Source organism: Dactylosporangium sp. NPDC049140, assembly GCF_040648435.1.
In genome coordinates, this window is record NZ_JBEZDS010000045.1 from 57,963 (window position 1) to 71,705 (window position 13,743).

Genomic DNA, 13,743 nt, shown 5'->3' on the forward strand with positions numbered 1-13,743 from the left:
CAACCGAGCGGCAGCAGCATGATCATCACACCTCGGCCGCCCGAAGCCGCCGGGCCACTGCACAGCGGCGCACCCGGAGACGACGCGGTGGAGGTCCTGCGCCAACCCGGCGAACCGGTGGTCCTCTGCCGAGCTGCGGGCAGCCGACCCGGGTGGGGCGTGCACCGCGCTTCTGGCCTGTTCATCGGCGTGTACTTCGACGCGCAGGACCGAGTCGACGCAGTCGAGTTCGGTCGCCCCCACGACACCGACGACGCAGTCGTCCACAACGCGCTGAACGTGATCACAACGCCAGCCGCGGACCTCGTCACACAACTACGACGTCACACCACCGTTCACGAAGAGGAGAACGGCCACACCTTTGCGATCTGGGCACACGCTGGCGGTGTGGGAATGCTCGACATGATCGCGAATCGCGTCGCTGGTGGGGCGACCGTGGAGTTTCGCCCTACGGGGACGTCGATGGTTCCGTTGATCCGCAGTCGCCAGCTCGTGACGGTGGCGCCGGTGGAGCTCGCGCGTTTAGAGGTCGGGGACATCGTGCTGGCCAGGGTGGCCGGGGCGACGTACCTGCACCTGGTGTCCGCGATCGAGGCCGGCACCGGCCGCGTCCAGATCAGCAACAATCATGGCAGGGTCAACGGGTGGACCAGCGGCCAGCGGGTCTACGGCATCTGCACCGCGGTCGACGGCGTCGCCCGTCCCCGCCTCGCGGGGAAGGTCCGGTTGCTCTGATTCCGCCGCGCCTCAGTACGCCATGACCTTCTTGAGCTGCGCGATGACCTGCGACAGCGATCGGTCTATCGCCCTGAATCGCCAGGCCTCGTTGGGCGGTTTGAGTACGAGGAGCCGGGTCTCGACCCGCAGTTCCCGGTAGTCGCCCAGTTTCAGCGACTTGACCGCGCTCGCCGGAAGCCTCTCCCACCGGCTCCCACGGCGCAGGAACGGAACGTCCCCGGCGTGGACGCGGCGCACCGCCAGCCATGCCAGCATCAGGTCGCGCGCGCCCAGGCAGCGCTCCTCGAGGCGCTTGTCGAGGTACAGCATCGCGGGATTGTGGCTCCAGGTGACCGCGGTGCAGTAGTCGTGGCACGCGTTCTCGGCGATGGTGAGCAGCTGCAGCAGGAAGGGGTCCGAGCGGTCCTCGACCTTCTTGCTGATCGTGATGTAGTTGCGCAATGTGTCCTGGGCGGTGCGGGCGCTGACGAAGACGCGTTCGTAGCTGTCCAGGTGCTTTTCGAAGGCCCGTTGCAGATGCTCGTTCTGCGTCAGCCGCTTGTGCTGGACGAGGAACGCGACGGTGGAGCCGACCGCGACGATCAGGGCCGTTCCGAGGGCGCCGAGCGCGGTGAAGGCCGCGGGGGACATTGGATCACCTGGTCTGCACGCGATGCATGTTCGGGATGATGATGAACGTGCGGGTCACGGTGACGATCGGCAGCTTCTGGATCTGCTCCATCACGAGCCGGTGGAGCTCCTCGATGGACGTGGTCTCGATTCGCGCGATGACGTCGGCCTCGCCGTAGACCGCCTCGACCTCCTTGACGAACTGGGGATAGTCCTCCAGGAGCCGGTTGACGAGATCGCCGGAGCTCTTCGCCGGCACCGTGATCAGCAGGTACGCCGAGACTACGGAATGGTTGGTCATGGGCGTGTTCCGATCTGGAGCGGCCAATGATGCACGGGCTTCGATCTCGTCGCTGGTCCTCATGGTGGCACCGTCGCGCACGCATTTTCGCTCTTCCGAGGTCGCCCGAAAGGGCACTCCGCAATACGGCCGCTTCGACGCGGTCGTTCTGCCCCGCGCGCCCGCTGACGTGAGCCTGGACCAGGTCGCGCGCCGGACGACGAACGACTACGGAAAAGTCCGGTGGAACGCGCGATGGTCCTGGATGACCCCGCCACGGTCGAGCCGCACGCATGAGCTGGGCGACGGCCGGCCGGTCGACGACGTCGTCGCCGGCCTGATCGCGATCGCGTCGGCGGCCTAGCGTCCGGCCCGGGCCGGCTGGAACGCGGGGAACACCGCGGGCGGCGGGGTTGTCGCGTCCGGCCAGCGGGCGGACATCGCGTCGGCCAGCCGGGCGAACCAGGCCGCCATCGCCGGCAGTGTCGCGGCCCGCTCGGCGAGCCCGGTGAACACCCGGATCTGTTGCACGAGCTGTGCCCGGCGGCGCCGGGTGGTGTCCGAAGGCCGGCCGGAAGCGGCAAGCAGTGGCAGCCGTTGTACCCGAACAGCCAGGGCCGCCGCCGCACCGACCGCGAGCGCCTGGTCGAGGCGGCCGACGACCTCGGCGGGCACGGACCCGGCCAGTTCGCGGCGGTAGGCCCGATCGGCCTCGGTCACCACGCTGCCGGGCAGCGTCGCCCAGTGGGCGCTGTACATCGGGAACGGGAAGTGCAGGAACGACACGTCGAAGCCGAGATGGCCGAAGATCGCGCCTTCGAAGTCCACGAGACGCACGCCCTGCGGCGTCACCAGTGCGTTGCCGGGATTGAGGTCGGTGTGCGTCAGGGCCGCGAACGGGCCGGCGTCGGCGATGCGATCCTCGACGAACGCGGCGTCGCCGGCCGCGCCGCGCGCGTCCGGCAGGCCCAGGCCGGCGCACGCGACCTCCACGTCCCGCCACCGGTCCGCGCCGGGCCACGGCAGCCCGGGGCCGGCGTCCGTCTCCGGCGCGCCGAGACTTGCCAGCGCCCGCCGGTACGCCTCCCCCGCGCCGCGGGTGCCGGCGTGCAGGCGACCGACGGCCACGCCGAGCTCCACCACCGCCCGCGCGGCGGCGTCGGCGTCGGCGTCGAGCAGGACGCCCTCCAGCGTCGGCCCGTCCGCCAGGTCGGTGGTGACGACGACCCCTGCGGCGTGGTCGGAGGCGATGAACCGCGCGGCGACCCCGGTGGGTGCGACCGTCCGCAACGCGGCCTCCTCCCGTCGCAGCCCGGCCGGGCCGCCGTGACCGGGCCCGTCGGCCCGGCGGGTCTTGACCACCACGGTCCGGCCGGCGCCGGGCAGGTCACGGTCGAACGTGAGCCGCGTGACCGGGGCCCAGTCGTGCCCGAGCGGCGTCTGCGCCACCAGCGAAGCGGACCCGCCATGCAGGGGGCGCAACAACGCGAGGACCGTGTCCCGCTGGTGCGCGGTCAGGGGATAGTGCACGACGCATTCTTACCGGTGACGGTACGGACCGGCGTTGCCGGACGGACCTATCCTGCGGGGCATGACCATGCAGGGCGATCTCCTCGCCGAGGGCGAGCCCGAACGCGAGTACACGCCGGGCTTCGCCACCCGGATGGCCAGGAAGTCGGTCGGCGCGGCCCTGCTCGTCCGTGACCCGGGCGGCCGTCTGGTGTTCGTGGAGCCGGTGTACAAGGCGACCCTGGAGATCCCGGGCGGCGTCGCGGAGGAGAACGAGTCACCGGTCGCGGCGTGCCGGCGGGAAGTACTGGAGGAGCTCGGCCTCGGCCTGCCGGTCGGGCGGCTCCTCGTCGTCGACTGGACGCCGGCCCACGGCATCTGGAGCGACGGCCTCACCTTCGTCTTCGACGGCGGCGTGCTCCCCGCCGACGAGGTCGACCGGCTGCGGCCGGCGGACACCGAGCTGCGTGCCGTGCTGCCCATGTCCCTGGACGAGGCCGAGCCCCGGCTGAAGCCGTCCCAGGCCAGGCGCCTGCGGGTCGCCCTGGCCGCGGCCCGGTCCGGGGAGGGGCCGGTCCACACCGAGTTCGGCCGGCGCGTCGCGGCGTGACGTTCGCCGGCGATCCGCGGCACAGCCGGGTGGCCGCGGCCCGCCTCGAAGGTCGGCCACGGCCAGTGTGCTCAGTAGCCGATCGCGGTCGCGGCGACCGCGCGGAGCTCGGACGCGTCGCGGGCGGGCACGTACAGGTCGGGCAGGTCGCGCGGGGAGTCGTGGAAGAGGATGCCGTAGAGCGTGGCCGCGTCCAGGTACCGCGCGGTGTCGTTCGGGTGTTTGCCGTCCGGGTCGATCAGGTACGACGGGCCGTAGGTGGCGATCACCGTCTCGAACTCGTCGCCGATCGGGGCCAGGACGTTCGGGGTGGGCAGGGCCGCCGACAGGGTTGCGTAGCCGGTGTCGATCGCGGTTTTCGCCGCGGCCCGGGACGGGAACGGGGACGGGTCGACCAGGGCCCAGTTCTTGAACAGCACCACCCGGCCGCCCGGCTTCAGGGCGCGGGCGAACGCCGGGGCGTACGTGTGCAGCAGCGTGTCCAGCGCGGCCGGCGGGTTGGTGGCGACCAGCGTGCTGTACTCCTGCAGCACGATGTAGTCGTACCGCCGGCCGCAGCTCAGGGCCGGGGCCGGCAGGCCCTCGTCCCAGGTCTGGCGCAGCGTGTACCCGGAGTGGATGACCTCGGTCACGTTGAGCGTGCGGCCGGTCGACGCGGCCAGGCGGTGCACGAGCCCGGGCGTGTCCTCGTGCGTGGCGCGCGTGAAGCTGCCGAGCAGGCTGTTGCCCACGAACAGGACGTCGAGTGCGGCCGGGGCGGCGGGGCCGGCGGTGACCGTGAAGCGGATCCGGGCGTCGCCGTTCTGCACGGTGTACTCGCCCGGCTCGGCCGGCAGCGGCGAGTCCACGGCGCCGGCTCGGAGGGTGAAGCGACGGCCGGCGAGGCGGGACAGGTCGATCACGGTGCCGTCGGTGAGCGGGCTCAGCCCGAGTACCGGGCGGTGCGTCGCCGCGTCGACGACCGCGACGCCGTGGCCCGCCCAGGAGCCGGCGGCGGCGGAGGTGGCCGCGGACTCGCGCGGCGTGGCCCAGACCAGGCCGGTTGAGAGGACCACGGCGACCGCCAGCACGGCGGCGATCCACAGCCGGTGACGGTACGGCATCCCGCGATAACTCCTCGAACACGACGCTGGCACAGGGGCCCGCCCAGCGTCGTCACCGCGGCGCGGACAGTCAATCGATCGCGCGGCCGCGATGTCGACCCGGACGTCCGACGCCGTAGGGTGCTGGCGTGGCGGTCTCCGCGTACGTCGTCGAACACGCGACCCGGCTCCGGCTCGCCGGGGACTGGCGCGGCGCGTGCGCGGTGGCGAACGTCGTGCCGGACGCGAGCCTTGCGGATCTTCCGCACCTCGCGCCGGACCTGCTGCGGTGGTACCTGGAGCGGGAACCGCGGTGGCGGACGTACACCGGGTTCCGGTTCGGCCTCGGGTGGCACGGCGCCGGGTGGCTCGTCGCCCGGATGGCCTACGGCGAGCCGCAGCGCATCGAGCTGCGCGTCGAGGCGGCTCCCCCGGCGCTGGAGCTTCCGCGCTACCAGTGGGACTCCGGGTGTACCGCCGAGCTGCGCACCCGCTGCGGCGGCGCGACCCGCACGCCGTTCTTCGACCCGGCCGGCCGGCGCCTCGAGCCGGACGAGCTCGGCGGGGCCGGCCCGGAAGGCGTCACCGAGCGGGCCCTGGCGCGGCACGACGCGGGCCGGTCCGCCGACGCCTGGGCCGAGGCCGGGTTCGACCTGCGGGTGCGGCTGTTCGACCCCGCCTGGGGGCCGGTGCGGACCAGCGCGGCCGCGCTCGCCGGCGACGAACGGGCGCGTGGCCGCGAGGTCGACAAGGCGCTGGCGGGGCTGCGGCCGGTACACCTGACGCTCATCGAACCGCGAGACCACCCGGTCCGCCTCGACTGGCCCGGCCGCGGCCTCGTCGTCGAGTGGCCCGCCGGGGCCCGGCCGCGCGCGACGCTCGTGCCGATGCCGACCCGTAAGGAGCGCGCCGCCGGGCGTGACGCGGTCGAGCGCGCCGAGTTCGGCCGCCCGGTCGCCGAGATCCCGCGCATCTGGCCCGACCGGGTGCGGATGCCGCCCGAGGTGGCCGGGCTGCTCGACGGCACGCTGAGCCGCGCCGACCTGCACCCGCTCGTGCAGGCCGCGCTCTTCCCGGCCGCGGCCCCGCTGCGGCCGCCCGCGCCGCCGCCGCTGCCGGACCGGGTCCGGGTGTACTGCGGCGGCGCGGTCCACGCGATCGTCATGCGCGACGGCGCGCTCCACGTGCCGCACAGCCCGGGCGAGATCGACCGCGAACGGGCGCTCGCCGCGCTCGGCGGCCGTGTCCAGGGCTGCGTGGCCGCGCTCGACGGGTGGCGCGACCCGGCGGTGCGGATGCCGCGGCAGATGCGCGCGCTGCGCGACCGGGTCCTCGCCCTCGTCCGCCACGGCGACCCCGACGCGCTGGCCGCGGCCCTCGACCGCGGCCTCGACCCGCACCTGCGCGACACCCTCGGCGCGACGCTGCTGCACCTGCTGCCGCACTTCCCCGGCACCGGCCTGGTCCCGCGGCTGCTCGCCGCGGGCCTGGACCCGTCGGTGCGGGAGCGCTCCAACCGCACCGCGGCCGAGCGCGCGGCCGCGGCCGAGCGCCCCGACCTGGTGCGGGCGCTGACGGCCTGAGGTCAGGGGCGCTCCGGGCGGTACCGCACGTTCACCACCGCCCGCGGCTCCCCCTCGCGCGCCGCCAGCAGCCGGACCGGGTCGCCGCCGGGGTTGTCGAACAGCCGGATGCCGCGGCCGAGCAGGACCGGCGCGATGTGGAGGTCGATCTCGTCGATCAGGCCGCGATCGAGCAGCTGCCGGCCGATCGTCGGCGAGAAGACCTCGAGGTTCTTGCCGCCGGCGGCCGCCAGGCCGATGCGCACGGCCTCGGCCACGTCGCAGTCGAGGAACGTGACGCCCGCCGCGGGCCGGGCGTCCTCGGGGTGGTGGGTAAGGACGAAGATCGGGCCCTGCCACGCCCCGCCGTACGGCCGCGCGCCGTCGATGGCGGCGTCCCACCCGCTGCGGCCGCCGAGGACGGCGCCGGTGGTCTCGACGTACTCCTCGACGAGCCCGGGGCGGAAGGACATCCCCCGGTCCATCCAGTCCATCGCATGACCGGGCCCGGCCACGAACCCGTCCAGGGACATCGTGAAGTGCCACAGGACCTTGGCCGCGGCCGTCTGCCGCTCGGTGTCGTTGCTCATGCGGGTTCAGACGAGCCCGGGCCCGCGAAATCATCGCCGGTTCCCGGAGGATTTCCCTCAGGTGCCGGACGGTTGCGCCGACGGTCCCAGCGTCACACGGAAGCGACACACACCGGGGGCAGGGATGACCACGCCTCACCCAGGACGAGGTCAGCGCCCAGCCCGCGCTCTCCCCGGACGCCACGCAGATCGCCTACGTGCACAACGGCACCGTCTGGGTCATGCCCCGCCGGTCGGTTACATCACCGGCTGACACGCACGGCGAGACGCCGGGCGAGTCATAATCGCCTATGCGTACTCCGCCCTGGCCGGTCGCGGTGGCGGCCGGCCTCTACGCCCTGCTCTGCGTGTCCCTGCTGGCGATCGGCGTCTCGGGCATCTTCGCCGACGACGCGGGCGGCTGGGGTTTCACCATCGTCGCGCTGGTCGCCGCGGCCGTGCCCGCGCTGCTCGCGCACGGCCTGTGGCGCGGCTACCGCGGCGCGCGCGTCGTCGCCTGCATCTTCGCCGTCGTCGGCCTCGCCGCCGGCCTGCAGCGGCTCGGCGGGGGCGAGCTGTCCGGGCTGGCCCTGATCGCCGTGCACGCCTTCATCGCGGTCGCCGTCACCGTCCCGAGGGCGTCGCGGGCCTGGTTCACGCCGCCGGCCTGACACCACCGGCAACTCGCGGTGCCGCCCGGGCCGCGGACGGTACCGTGATCCGGATGGCCGCGCGACGGGAATGGCTGGCCGCCGCGCTGCGGGTGACGCCGGTGACCGGCAGCCGGTGGACGGCCGCCCGCGCCGCGACCACCATGCTCGCCGCCCTGCTCGCGCTGTGGCTCGCCGGCGCGCTCGACCACGCCGCCTACGCCACCTTCGGCGCGTTCGCCTCGGTCTACGGCGGCACGGCCCGCTCGCCGCGCCGGTGGCGGCTGCAGGCGGCGCTCGGCGCCCTGCTCACCACGGCCGTCGCGACCGGCGCGGCGGTCGGCACCCTCGAGCAGCGGGCCTGGCTCTCCGTGCCCGTGGCCGCCGCGTGGGCGGCCGGCGCGGCGTGGCTCTCCGATCGTTTCGCCTGGCGGCCGCCGGGGCCGATGTTCGCGGTGTTCGCGGTGTCCACGTGCGCGGCGATCCCCACGCCGCCGGGCCGCGTCGCCACGGCGGTGCTGGTCGCGGCGGCCACCGCGGCGTTCGCGGTGGTCCTGGGCGCGGCCGAGGCCCGCCTCCCGGGAACCGCGCCGCCGGCCCCGTCCGCGCCGGCGCCGCCGCGGGAGAGGTGGCGGCTGCACGCGGTGCGCTGCGCGGTGGCGGTCGCGCTCGCCGGGGCCGTCACGACCGCGTCCGGGCTCGGGCACCCCTACTGGGCGATGACCGCGTCGGTGGTACCGCTGGCGGTTCTCGAACTGCACCACCAGCTGCTGCGCGGCCTGCACCGGGTCGCCGGCACCGCGGCCGGGCTCGCCGTCGCCGCCGGGCTGCTGGTGCTGCCGCTGCCCGTGCCGGCGACCCTCCTGCTGGTCGCGGCCCTCCAGGCCGGTGCGGAGCTGCTGGTGGTGCGCCACTACGCCGCCGCGCTGGTCTTCATCACGCCTTTGGCGCTGCTCGTCGGGCAGGTCGCGGACCGGCGGCCGGTGCCGGAGCTGATCCTGTCCCGGTTCGCCGAGACGCTGGTCGGCGTCGGCATCGGGCTGGCGGTCGCCGCCCTCACCCGCCGGCGTGACCCCGTTGTTTCCGGGGCCGGGTGAGGGGTAGCGGCAGGGGAATGACCGCCCCCGCGTCCACGTGGAGCCCGCTGCGCATCGGGGTGTTCCGGGTGCTCTGGCTCGCGGTCCTCGGCAGCCAGGTCGGCACGTGGATGCAGACGGTCGGGGCGCAGTGGCTGCTCGTCGACCGGCCCGGGGCGGCCGCGCTGGTGGCGCTGGTGCAGACGGCGGGCACGCTGCCGGTGGTGCTGCTGGCGCTGCCGGCCGGGGTCCTCGCCGACTCGCTGGACCGGCGGCGGCTGCTGATCTGGGTGCAGCTGTTCATGCTCGCGATCGGCGTGCTGCTCACCGGCCTGACCATGACCGGGCAGATGACCCCGCCGCTGCTGCTGGCACTCACGTTCGGGCTGGGCTGCGGCATGGCCATGACCAACCCGACGTACCAGGCGCTGATTCCGGAACTGGTGCCGCGCGCCCAGCTGCCGTCGGCGGCCGCGCTCGGCTCGGTCAGCGTCAACCTCGCCCGGGCGGTCGGGCCGGCGGTGGCCGGCGTGCTCATCGCGCACACCGGTGTCGCCGCCGTCTTCGGCATCAACTCGGCGACGTTCCTGATCTTCGCGGTCGTGCTCTTCTTCTGGCGGCGGCATCCGGAGCCGGACGGGATGCTGCCCGAGCCGTTCCTGGCCGCCCTGCGCGCCGGGGGCCGTTACGTGCGCCACTCCCCGACGCTGCGCCGGTTCCTGTTCCGCATCGAGCTGTTCGTCCTGCCCGCCGTCGCGCTGTGGGCGTTGCTGCCGGTGCTGGCGAGCCAGCGGCTGCACATGGGCGCGGGCGGGTACGGGCTTCTGCTCGCCGCGCTCGGCGTCGGCGCGGTCGGCGGGGCGGTGGTGCTGCCGAAGCTGCGCGAGGCGCTGTCGGACAACCGGATGCTCGGCATCGGCAGCGCGACCTACGCGCTCGCGCTCGCCGTCGTGGCGCTGGTGCGCGAGCCCGCGGTCGTCGTGGCCGCGCTCGTGCCCGCCGGGTTCGCCTGGATCGCCGTGCTGTCCAACGCCAACGCCGGGCTGCAGCTGTTCCTGCCGAACTGGGTGCGGGCCCGCGGGCTGGGCATGTACCAGAGCGCCTTCTTCGGCGGTCAGGCGCTCGGGGCGTTCTGCTGGGGCCTGCTCGCCCAGCGCGCCGGCCTGGTGCCCGCGCTGCTGGTCGCGGCCGCGATGACGGCGGCGGGGGCGGCGACGATCCCGCTGTGGCCGCTGATCGACACCCGCCACCTCGACCGGGAGCCCGCCACGTTCTGGCCGGAGCCGCGGCTGGCCGTGGAGCCGGACCGGTTCGCCGGGCCGGTCGTGGTCGAGGTGACGTACGTGATCGCGCCGGAGAACGAGCCGGCGTTCCTGGCCGCGGCCGACGCGCTGCGGCGCACCCGGATGCGGACCGGGGCCGTGCAGTGGGGCCTGTTCCGCGCCGGGGAGGTGGCCGGCGAGATGCTCGAGGTGTACGTCGTGCCGACGTGGGACGAGCACCTGCGCCAGCACGCCGGCCGGCTGACCGGGGCCGACCAGGAGATCGACCTGCGGGTGCAGGCGCTGTCGGAGCGCCCGCCGACCGTGGTGCACCTGCTGCCGGCCCGCCCGCGGTAGGGCTCAGCTGCCGATGGTGGCCTCGGTGAGCTCCGTCATCGCGCCCGGCAGCCCGGCCCCGTGGGCGGCGGCGCGGCGCTGCCGGTCCGCGCCGGTGCCGTACTCGCGCAGCTCGGCCAGGCCCGACACGACGTGGGCCCGGTCGCCGTGGCGGTCCAGGGCCGGGCCGACCGTGGCGACCAGCTCGTCGACCAGGTCCCAGGCCGGGCGCGGCTCGTGGCTGCGCAGGTCGATCAGGGTGCCGCTCAGCCCGGTGTGGGCGGCGTTCCAGTGCGCCGCGCGCAGCAGGTGCTCCGGCGGGCGCAGCGCCTCGCGGCCCGCGGCGATGCCCGCGATCGACGTGGCGACCAGGGCCCGCACGAGCCCGGCGATGACGACGGTCTCGCCCGCGGTCGGGCACACGTCGCCGACGCGGATCTCCACGGTCGGGTACCGCAGCGAGGGCCGCGCCCACCACAGCACCATCGACCCGTCGAGCATGACCCCGGTCGCGATGAGTTCGCCGACGACCCGCTCGTAGTCCTCGACCGAGTGCAGGTACGGCGACGGGCCGAGGCTGGGCCAGCGTTCCAGGGCCATGCCGCGCCAGCTCGTGTGCCCGGTGTCCGCGCCGGCGTGGAACGGCGAGTTGACGCTGAGCGCCTGCACGACCGGCAGCCAGGGCCGGATCGCGTTGCAGACCTGGATCGCCAGCTCGCGGTCCGGCACGCCGACGTGCACGTGGAAGCCGCACAGCGCCGGGTCGTGCGCGATGGGGCCGTAGTGGCGGGCGATCGCGTGGAAGCGGGGCGTGTCGACGACCTCGAGGTCGGGCTCGCCGACCGGGGTCGCCGCCACCGCGACGAGCCGGGCGCCCACCGCCTCGGCGGCCGCGCCGGCCCCGGACCGGTTCTCGCGCAGGGTGCGGTACAGCTGCGTCAGGTCGGTGCAGACCGGGCTGACCATCTCCATCATGCTGCGCCGGAACTCGACCTGGCTGCGCCCGCGCAAAGCGGCCGGCAGCGCCTCGCGGGCCGCGTCGGCGCTCGGCGCGTTCTGCCAAGAGTGCGGGTCGAGCAGGAGGAACTCCTCCTCGACGCCGACGGTGAGGGTCAGCCGGGCGAGGGTCTCGGCCACCTGAGCCGGGCTCTGCACGGTCAGCGACATCACGTCTCCTCCCGGAGAACCGCGGCGGGACGGTTGGCGACGAGCACGGCGATCGCGATCCGGTCGGCGTGGCCGTAGGCGGGCTCGAGCAGCTTCTCCCCGTAGACGTCGGGGTCGATCTCGCGGTACGTCCACCGCAGCCCGGTGCCGGCGAGCCGCGCGGTGACGGCGTCCAGCAACGGGTCCCGGCCGCCGGCGATCCCGGTGCCGCTGAGCAGCACGAGCGACCCGCCCGGGGCGAGGCGCCGCACGGCGGCGTCGAGCACGGCGAGGGGCAGGTCGTGGCCGTGCGGGCCGCCGCCGTCGCGGTAGGTGCGGCCCTCCGGGTCGATCATGAAGGGCGGGTTGGAGACGATCAGGTCGAACGGGCCGGGCACGCCGGTGAGCAGGTCACTGTGGCAGGGGCGCACGTTTGCCGCGCCGGCCAGGGCGGCGTTGATCCGGGCGTAGCGCAGCGCGGTGGGGTTGATGTCGACCGCGACGACCTCGGCCGCGGGGAGGCGCTTGGCGACCGCGACGGCCACGGCCCCGCTGCCGGTGCCGATGTCGGCGGCCCGGCCCGGCCGGTCCCGCCGCCCGGCCAGGTGGGCGAGCACGGCGTCGACGGTGCGGTGCGTGTCGGGGCCGAAGAACACCGCGTCGGGCCCGTCCGGCGGGAACGCCGAGTGGATGAACAGCTCGCCGTCGTAGGCCGAGACCCGGATCGCGCTGCGCCGCCCGCCGGGCCCGCCGCGCAGCGCCCCGGCCGCCTCCAGCAGCTCGACGACGTCGCCGGGCAGGGCGTCGCCGTCGAACGGCCGGCTCCACCCGAGCACGTCGGTCACGGTGTGCCCGCGGGCGTTGCCGGGGCGCCGGTTCACCCGTTCGTGGGTCGCCGGGGTGACGGTGGTGAACCGGTACCCGGCGGCCTTGAGCCGTGTGCCGAGCCGCAACAGCGCCGCATCGGGCTCGGCGGGAGCCTCGATCGTGGAGGTCATGGTCTGCGACTTCCCCGAAAATCTCATGCTTAACCGAAGTTTGCGCGGGAAGGTGATCACCCATGCAGCTACCCCAGGCTCGCGGGCCGGTGTCGGCCACCCTCGTCGGCGCGCTCGCCGGTCCCCCGCGCGACCTCCCCGCTCACCCCGCGTTCACGGCCGCCGACCCGCTCGGCGACGAGGACCTCCAGCTGACCCTGCACGTCGGCTACGAGCTGCACTACCGGGGCTACGACGACGTCGACGACGGCTGGGAGTGGCAGCCGTCCCGCCTCGCGCTGCACCAGGCGGCCGAGCGCCGCTTCGAGACCGCGCTGCGGCGGCTCGTGCCCATGCCCGCCGCCGTGGCACCGGCCGCGGTGCCGGGCGCGCTCACGGCAATCGTGGAGGCCGACGACGGGCCGCCGCTGTCGAAGTACCTCGCCGGCCGCGCCACCCTCGAGCAGTTCCGCGAGTTCGTCATGCACCGCTCGATCTACCACCAGCGCGAGGCCGACCCGCACACGTGGGCCATCCCGCGCCTGGCCGGACGGGCCAAGGCGGCCCTGGTGGAGATCCAGGCCGACGAGTACGGCGGCGGGCGCCCCGGGCGCATGCACGCCGAGCTGTTCCGGACCACGATGCGCGAGCTGGGCCTCGACGACACCTACGGCGCCTACCTGGAGCCGGCCCCGGCGGTCACGCTGGCCGTGAACAACCTCATGTCGCTGTTCGGGCTCAACCGGCGGCTGCTCGGCGCGATCGTGGGCCACCTCGCGATCTACGAGATGACCTCGTCGCGGCCAAATCGGCGCTACGGCAACGGCCTGCGCCGGCTCGGCGGCGGCGCGGACGCGACCCGCTTCTACGACGAGCACGTCGAGGCCGACGCGGTGCACGAGCAGATCGCGGCCCACGACCTGTGCGGGGCCTACTGCGCTGACCTGCCGCCGGGGCGCCGGGCCGAGCAGACCTCACTGGTGCTGTTCGGCGCCGCGTGCGCGCTCGCCCTCGACGCGCGCTTCGCCGGGCACCTCCTGGCGCGCTGGAAGGCCGGCGGGAGCTCGCTGCGGGATCAGGCCGGCTCGATCGGCCGGCGGCTGGTCGGGGCGCTGGGGGCCTGAAAGCCCACCACCTTGTGGGTACCGTCGCAGAACGGCTTGATCGCCGATCGGCCGCACCGGCACAGCGCGACGGTGCGCCGGCCCGGGTCGATGACCTCACCGTCCTGGGTGAGCAGGGTGAAGTTGCCGCGCACCAGCAGCGGGCCGTCCTCGCAGGGGGTGACGGAGGCAGCGTCGTCCATGCCCAGTGCTGTGCCCGGGCCACCCGCGGCC

At 74.6% G+C, this 13,743-nt stretch carries 16 protein-coding genes; 8 read left to right on the top strand and 8 right to left on the bottom strand.

Annotation, left to right across the window (positions count from 1 at the left end; translation table 11 throughout):
• The first annotated feature begins 18 nt into the window (after positions 1-18).
• A complete protein-coding gene (locus AB0B76_RS45295) occupies positions 19-735 on the top strand; it encodes a hypothetical protein (protein ID WP_360388025.1) in 717 nt (238 codons plus the stop codon).
• Positions 736-747: 12 nt separating this feature from the next.
• On the opposite strand, the gene AB0B76_RS45300 is transcribed toward AB0B76_RS45295, so the two are convergent.
• Positions 748-1,368: a hypothetical protein gene (locus AB0B76_RS45300; RefSeq protein WP_360388027.1), complete on the bottom strand. Its 621-nt coding sequence runs from the start codon at positions 1,366-1,368 to the stop codon at positions 748-750.
• A gap of 4 nt (positions 1,369-1,372) precedes the next feature.
• Complete coding sequence (locus AB0B76_RS45305) at positions 1,373-1,648, bottom strand: Lrp/AsnC ligand binding domain-containing protein (protein ID WP_360388030.1); 276 nt, start codon at positions 1,646-1,648, stop codon at positions 1,373-1,375.
• Here AB0B76_RS45305 and AB0B76_RS45310 point away from each other — a divergent pair.
• Positions 1,647-1,991 carry a hypothetical protein gene (locus AB0B76_RS45310; RefSeq protein WP_360388033.1) on the top strand — a complete coding sequence of 115 codons (345 nt, stop codon included), beginning with the start codon at positions 1,647-1,649 and terminating at the stop codon, positions 1,989-1,991. The two genes, AB0B76_RS45305 and AB0B76_RS45310, sit on opposite strands and share 2 nt — an antisense overlap.
• Here AB0B76_RS45310 and AB0B76_RS45315 read toward each other — a convergent pair.
• A complete protein-coding gene (locus AB0B76_RS45315) occupies positions 1,988-3,157 on the bottom strand; it encodes a hypothetical protein (protein ID WP_360388036.1) in 1,170 nt (389 codons plus the stop codon). The genes AB0B76_RS45310 and AB0B76_RS45315 overlap by 4 nt on opposite strands.
• Positions 3,158-3,218: 61 nt before the next feature.
• Between AB0B76_RS45315 and AB0B76_RS45320 the strand changes: the two genes are divergently transcribed.
• On the top strand, positions 3,219-3,746 hold the full coding sequence (locus AB0B76_RS45320) for an NUDIX hydrolase (RefSeq protein WP_360388039.1): 528 nt from the start codon (positions 3,219-3,221) through the stop codon (positions 3,744-3,746).
• Between the two features lie 71 nt (positions 3,747-3,817).
• On the opposite strand, the gene AB0B76_RS45325 is transcribed toward AB0B76_RS45320, so the two are convergent.
• Positions 3,818-4,849, bottom strand: coding sequence for a hypothetical protein (locus tag AB0B76_RS45325; protein ID WP_360388042.1), 1,032 nt, complete (start codon positions 4,847-4,849; stop codon positions 3,818-3,820).
• 128 nt (positions 4,850-4,977) lie between these two features.
• Between AB0B76_RS45325 and AB0B76_RS45330 the strand changes: the two genes are divergently transcribed.
• Entirely contained in the window at positions 4,978-6,411 is a 1,434-nt protein-coding gene (locus tag AB0B76_RS45330) for a hypothetical protein (RefSeq protein WP_360388044.1), read from the top strand.
• A 2-nt stretch (positions 6,412-6,413) separates the two neighbouring features.
• On the opposite strand, the gene AB0B76_RS45335 is transcribed toward AB0B76_RS45330, so the two are convergent.
• Positions 6,414-6,980: a dihydrofolate reductase family protein gene (locus AB0B76_RS45335; RefSeq protein WP_360388047.1), complete on the bottom strand. Its 567-nt coding sequence runs from the start codon at positions 6,978-6,980 to the stop codon at positions 6,414-6,416.
• A 290-nt stretch (positions 6,981-7,270) separates the two neighbouring features.
• On the opposite strand from AB0B76_RS45335, the gene AB0B76_RS45340 reads away from it, so the two are divergent.
• Genes AB0B76_RS45340 through AB0B76_RS45350 form a run of 3 tightly spaced genes read left to right on the top strand, consistent with a single transcriptional unit; the run spans position 7,271 to position 10,304 of the window.
• Positions 7,271-7,630, top strand: coding sequence for a hypothetical protein (locus AB0B76_RS45340; RefSeq protein ID WP_360388050.1), 360 nt, complete (start codon positions 7,271-7,273; stop codon positions 7,628-7,630).
• A 53-nt stretch (positions 7,631-7,683) separates the two neighbouring features.
• Positions 7,684-8,706, top strand: a complete 1,023-nt coding sequence (locus tag AB0B76_RS45345) for an FUSC family protein (RefSeq protein WP_360388052.1) — start codon at positions 7,684-7,686, stop codon at positions 8,704-8,706.
• A gap of 17 nt (positions 8,707-8,723) precedes the next feature.
• Positions 8,724-10,304, top strand: coding sequence for an MFS transporter (locus AB0B76_RS45350; RefSeq protein ID WP_360388055.1), 1,581 nt, complete (start codon positions 8,724-8,726; stop codon positions 10,302-10,304).
• Positions 10,305-10,307: 3 nt separating this feature from the next.
• Here AB0B76_RS45350 and AB0B76_RS45355 read toward each other — a convergent pair whose 3' ends face one another.
• Together AB0B76_RS45355 and AB0B76_RS45360 are read right to left on the bottom strand one after the other, a co-directional pair.
• A complete protein-coding gene (locus AB0B76_RS45355) occupies positions 10,308-11,450 on the bottom strand; it encodes a glutamate--cysteine ligase (protein WP_360388058.1) in 1,143 nt (380 codons plus the stop codon).
• Positions 11,450-12,454, bottom strand: a complete 1,005-nt coding sequence (locus AB0B76_RS45360; RefSeq protein WP_360388060.1) for a methyltransferase — start codon at positions 12,452-12,454, stop codon at positions 11,450-11,452. The genes AB0B76_RS45355 and AB0B76_RS45360 overlap by 1 nt, the downstream gene beginning before the upstream one ends.
• Before the next feature lie 35 nt (positions 12,455-12,489).
• Between AB0B76_RS45360 and AB0B76_RS45365 the strand changes: the two genes are divergently transcribed.
• Entirely contained in the window at positions 12,490-13,530 is a 1,041-nt protein-coding gene (locus AB0B76_RS45365; RefSeq protein ID WP_360388062.1) for an iron-containing redox enzyme family protein, read from the top strand.
• On the opposite strand, the gene AB0B76_RS45370 is transcribed toward AB0B76_RS45365, so the two are convergent.
• Positions 13,482-13,712: a CDGSH iron-sulfur domain-containing protein gene (locus tag AB0B76_RS45370; protein WP_360388064.1), complete on the bottom strand. Its 231-nt coding sequence runs from the start codon at positions 13,710-13,712 to the stop codon at positions 13,482-13,484. The two genes, AB0B76_RS45365 and AB0B76_RS45370, sit on opposite strands and share 49 nt — an antisense overlap.
• Positions 13,713-13,743 lie beyond the last annotated feature (31 nt).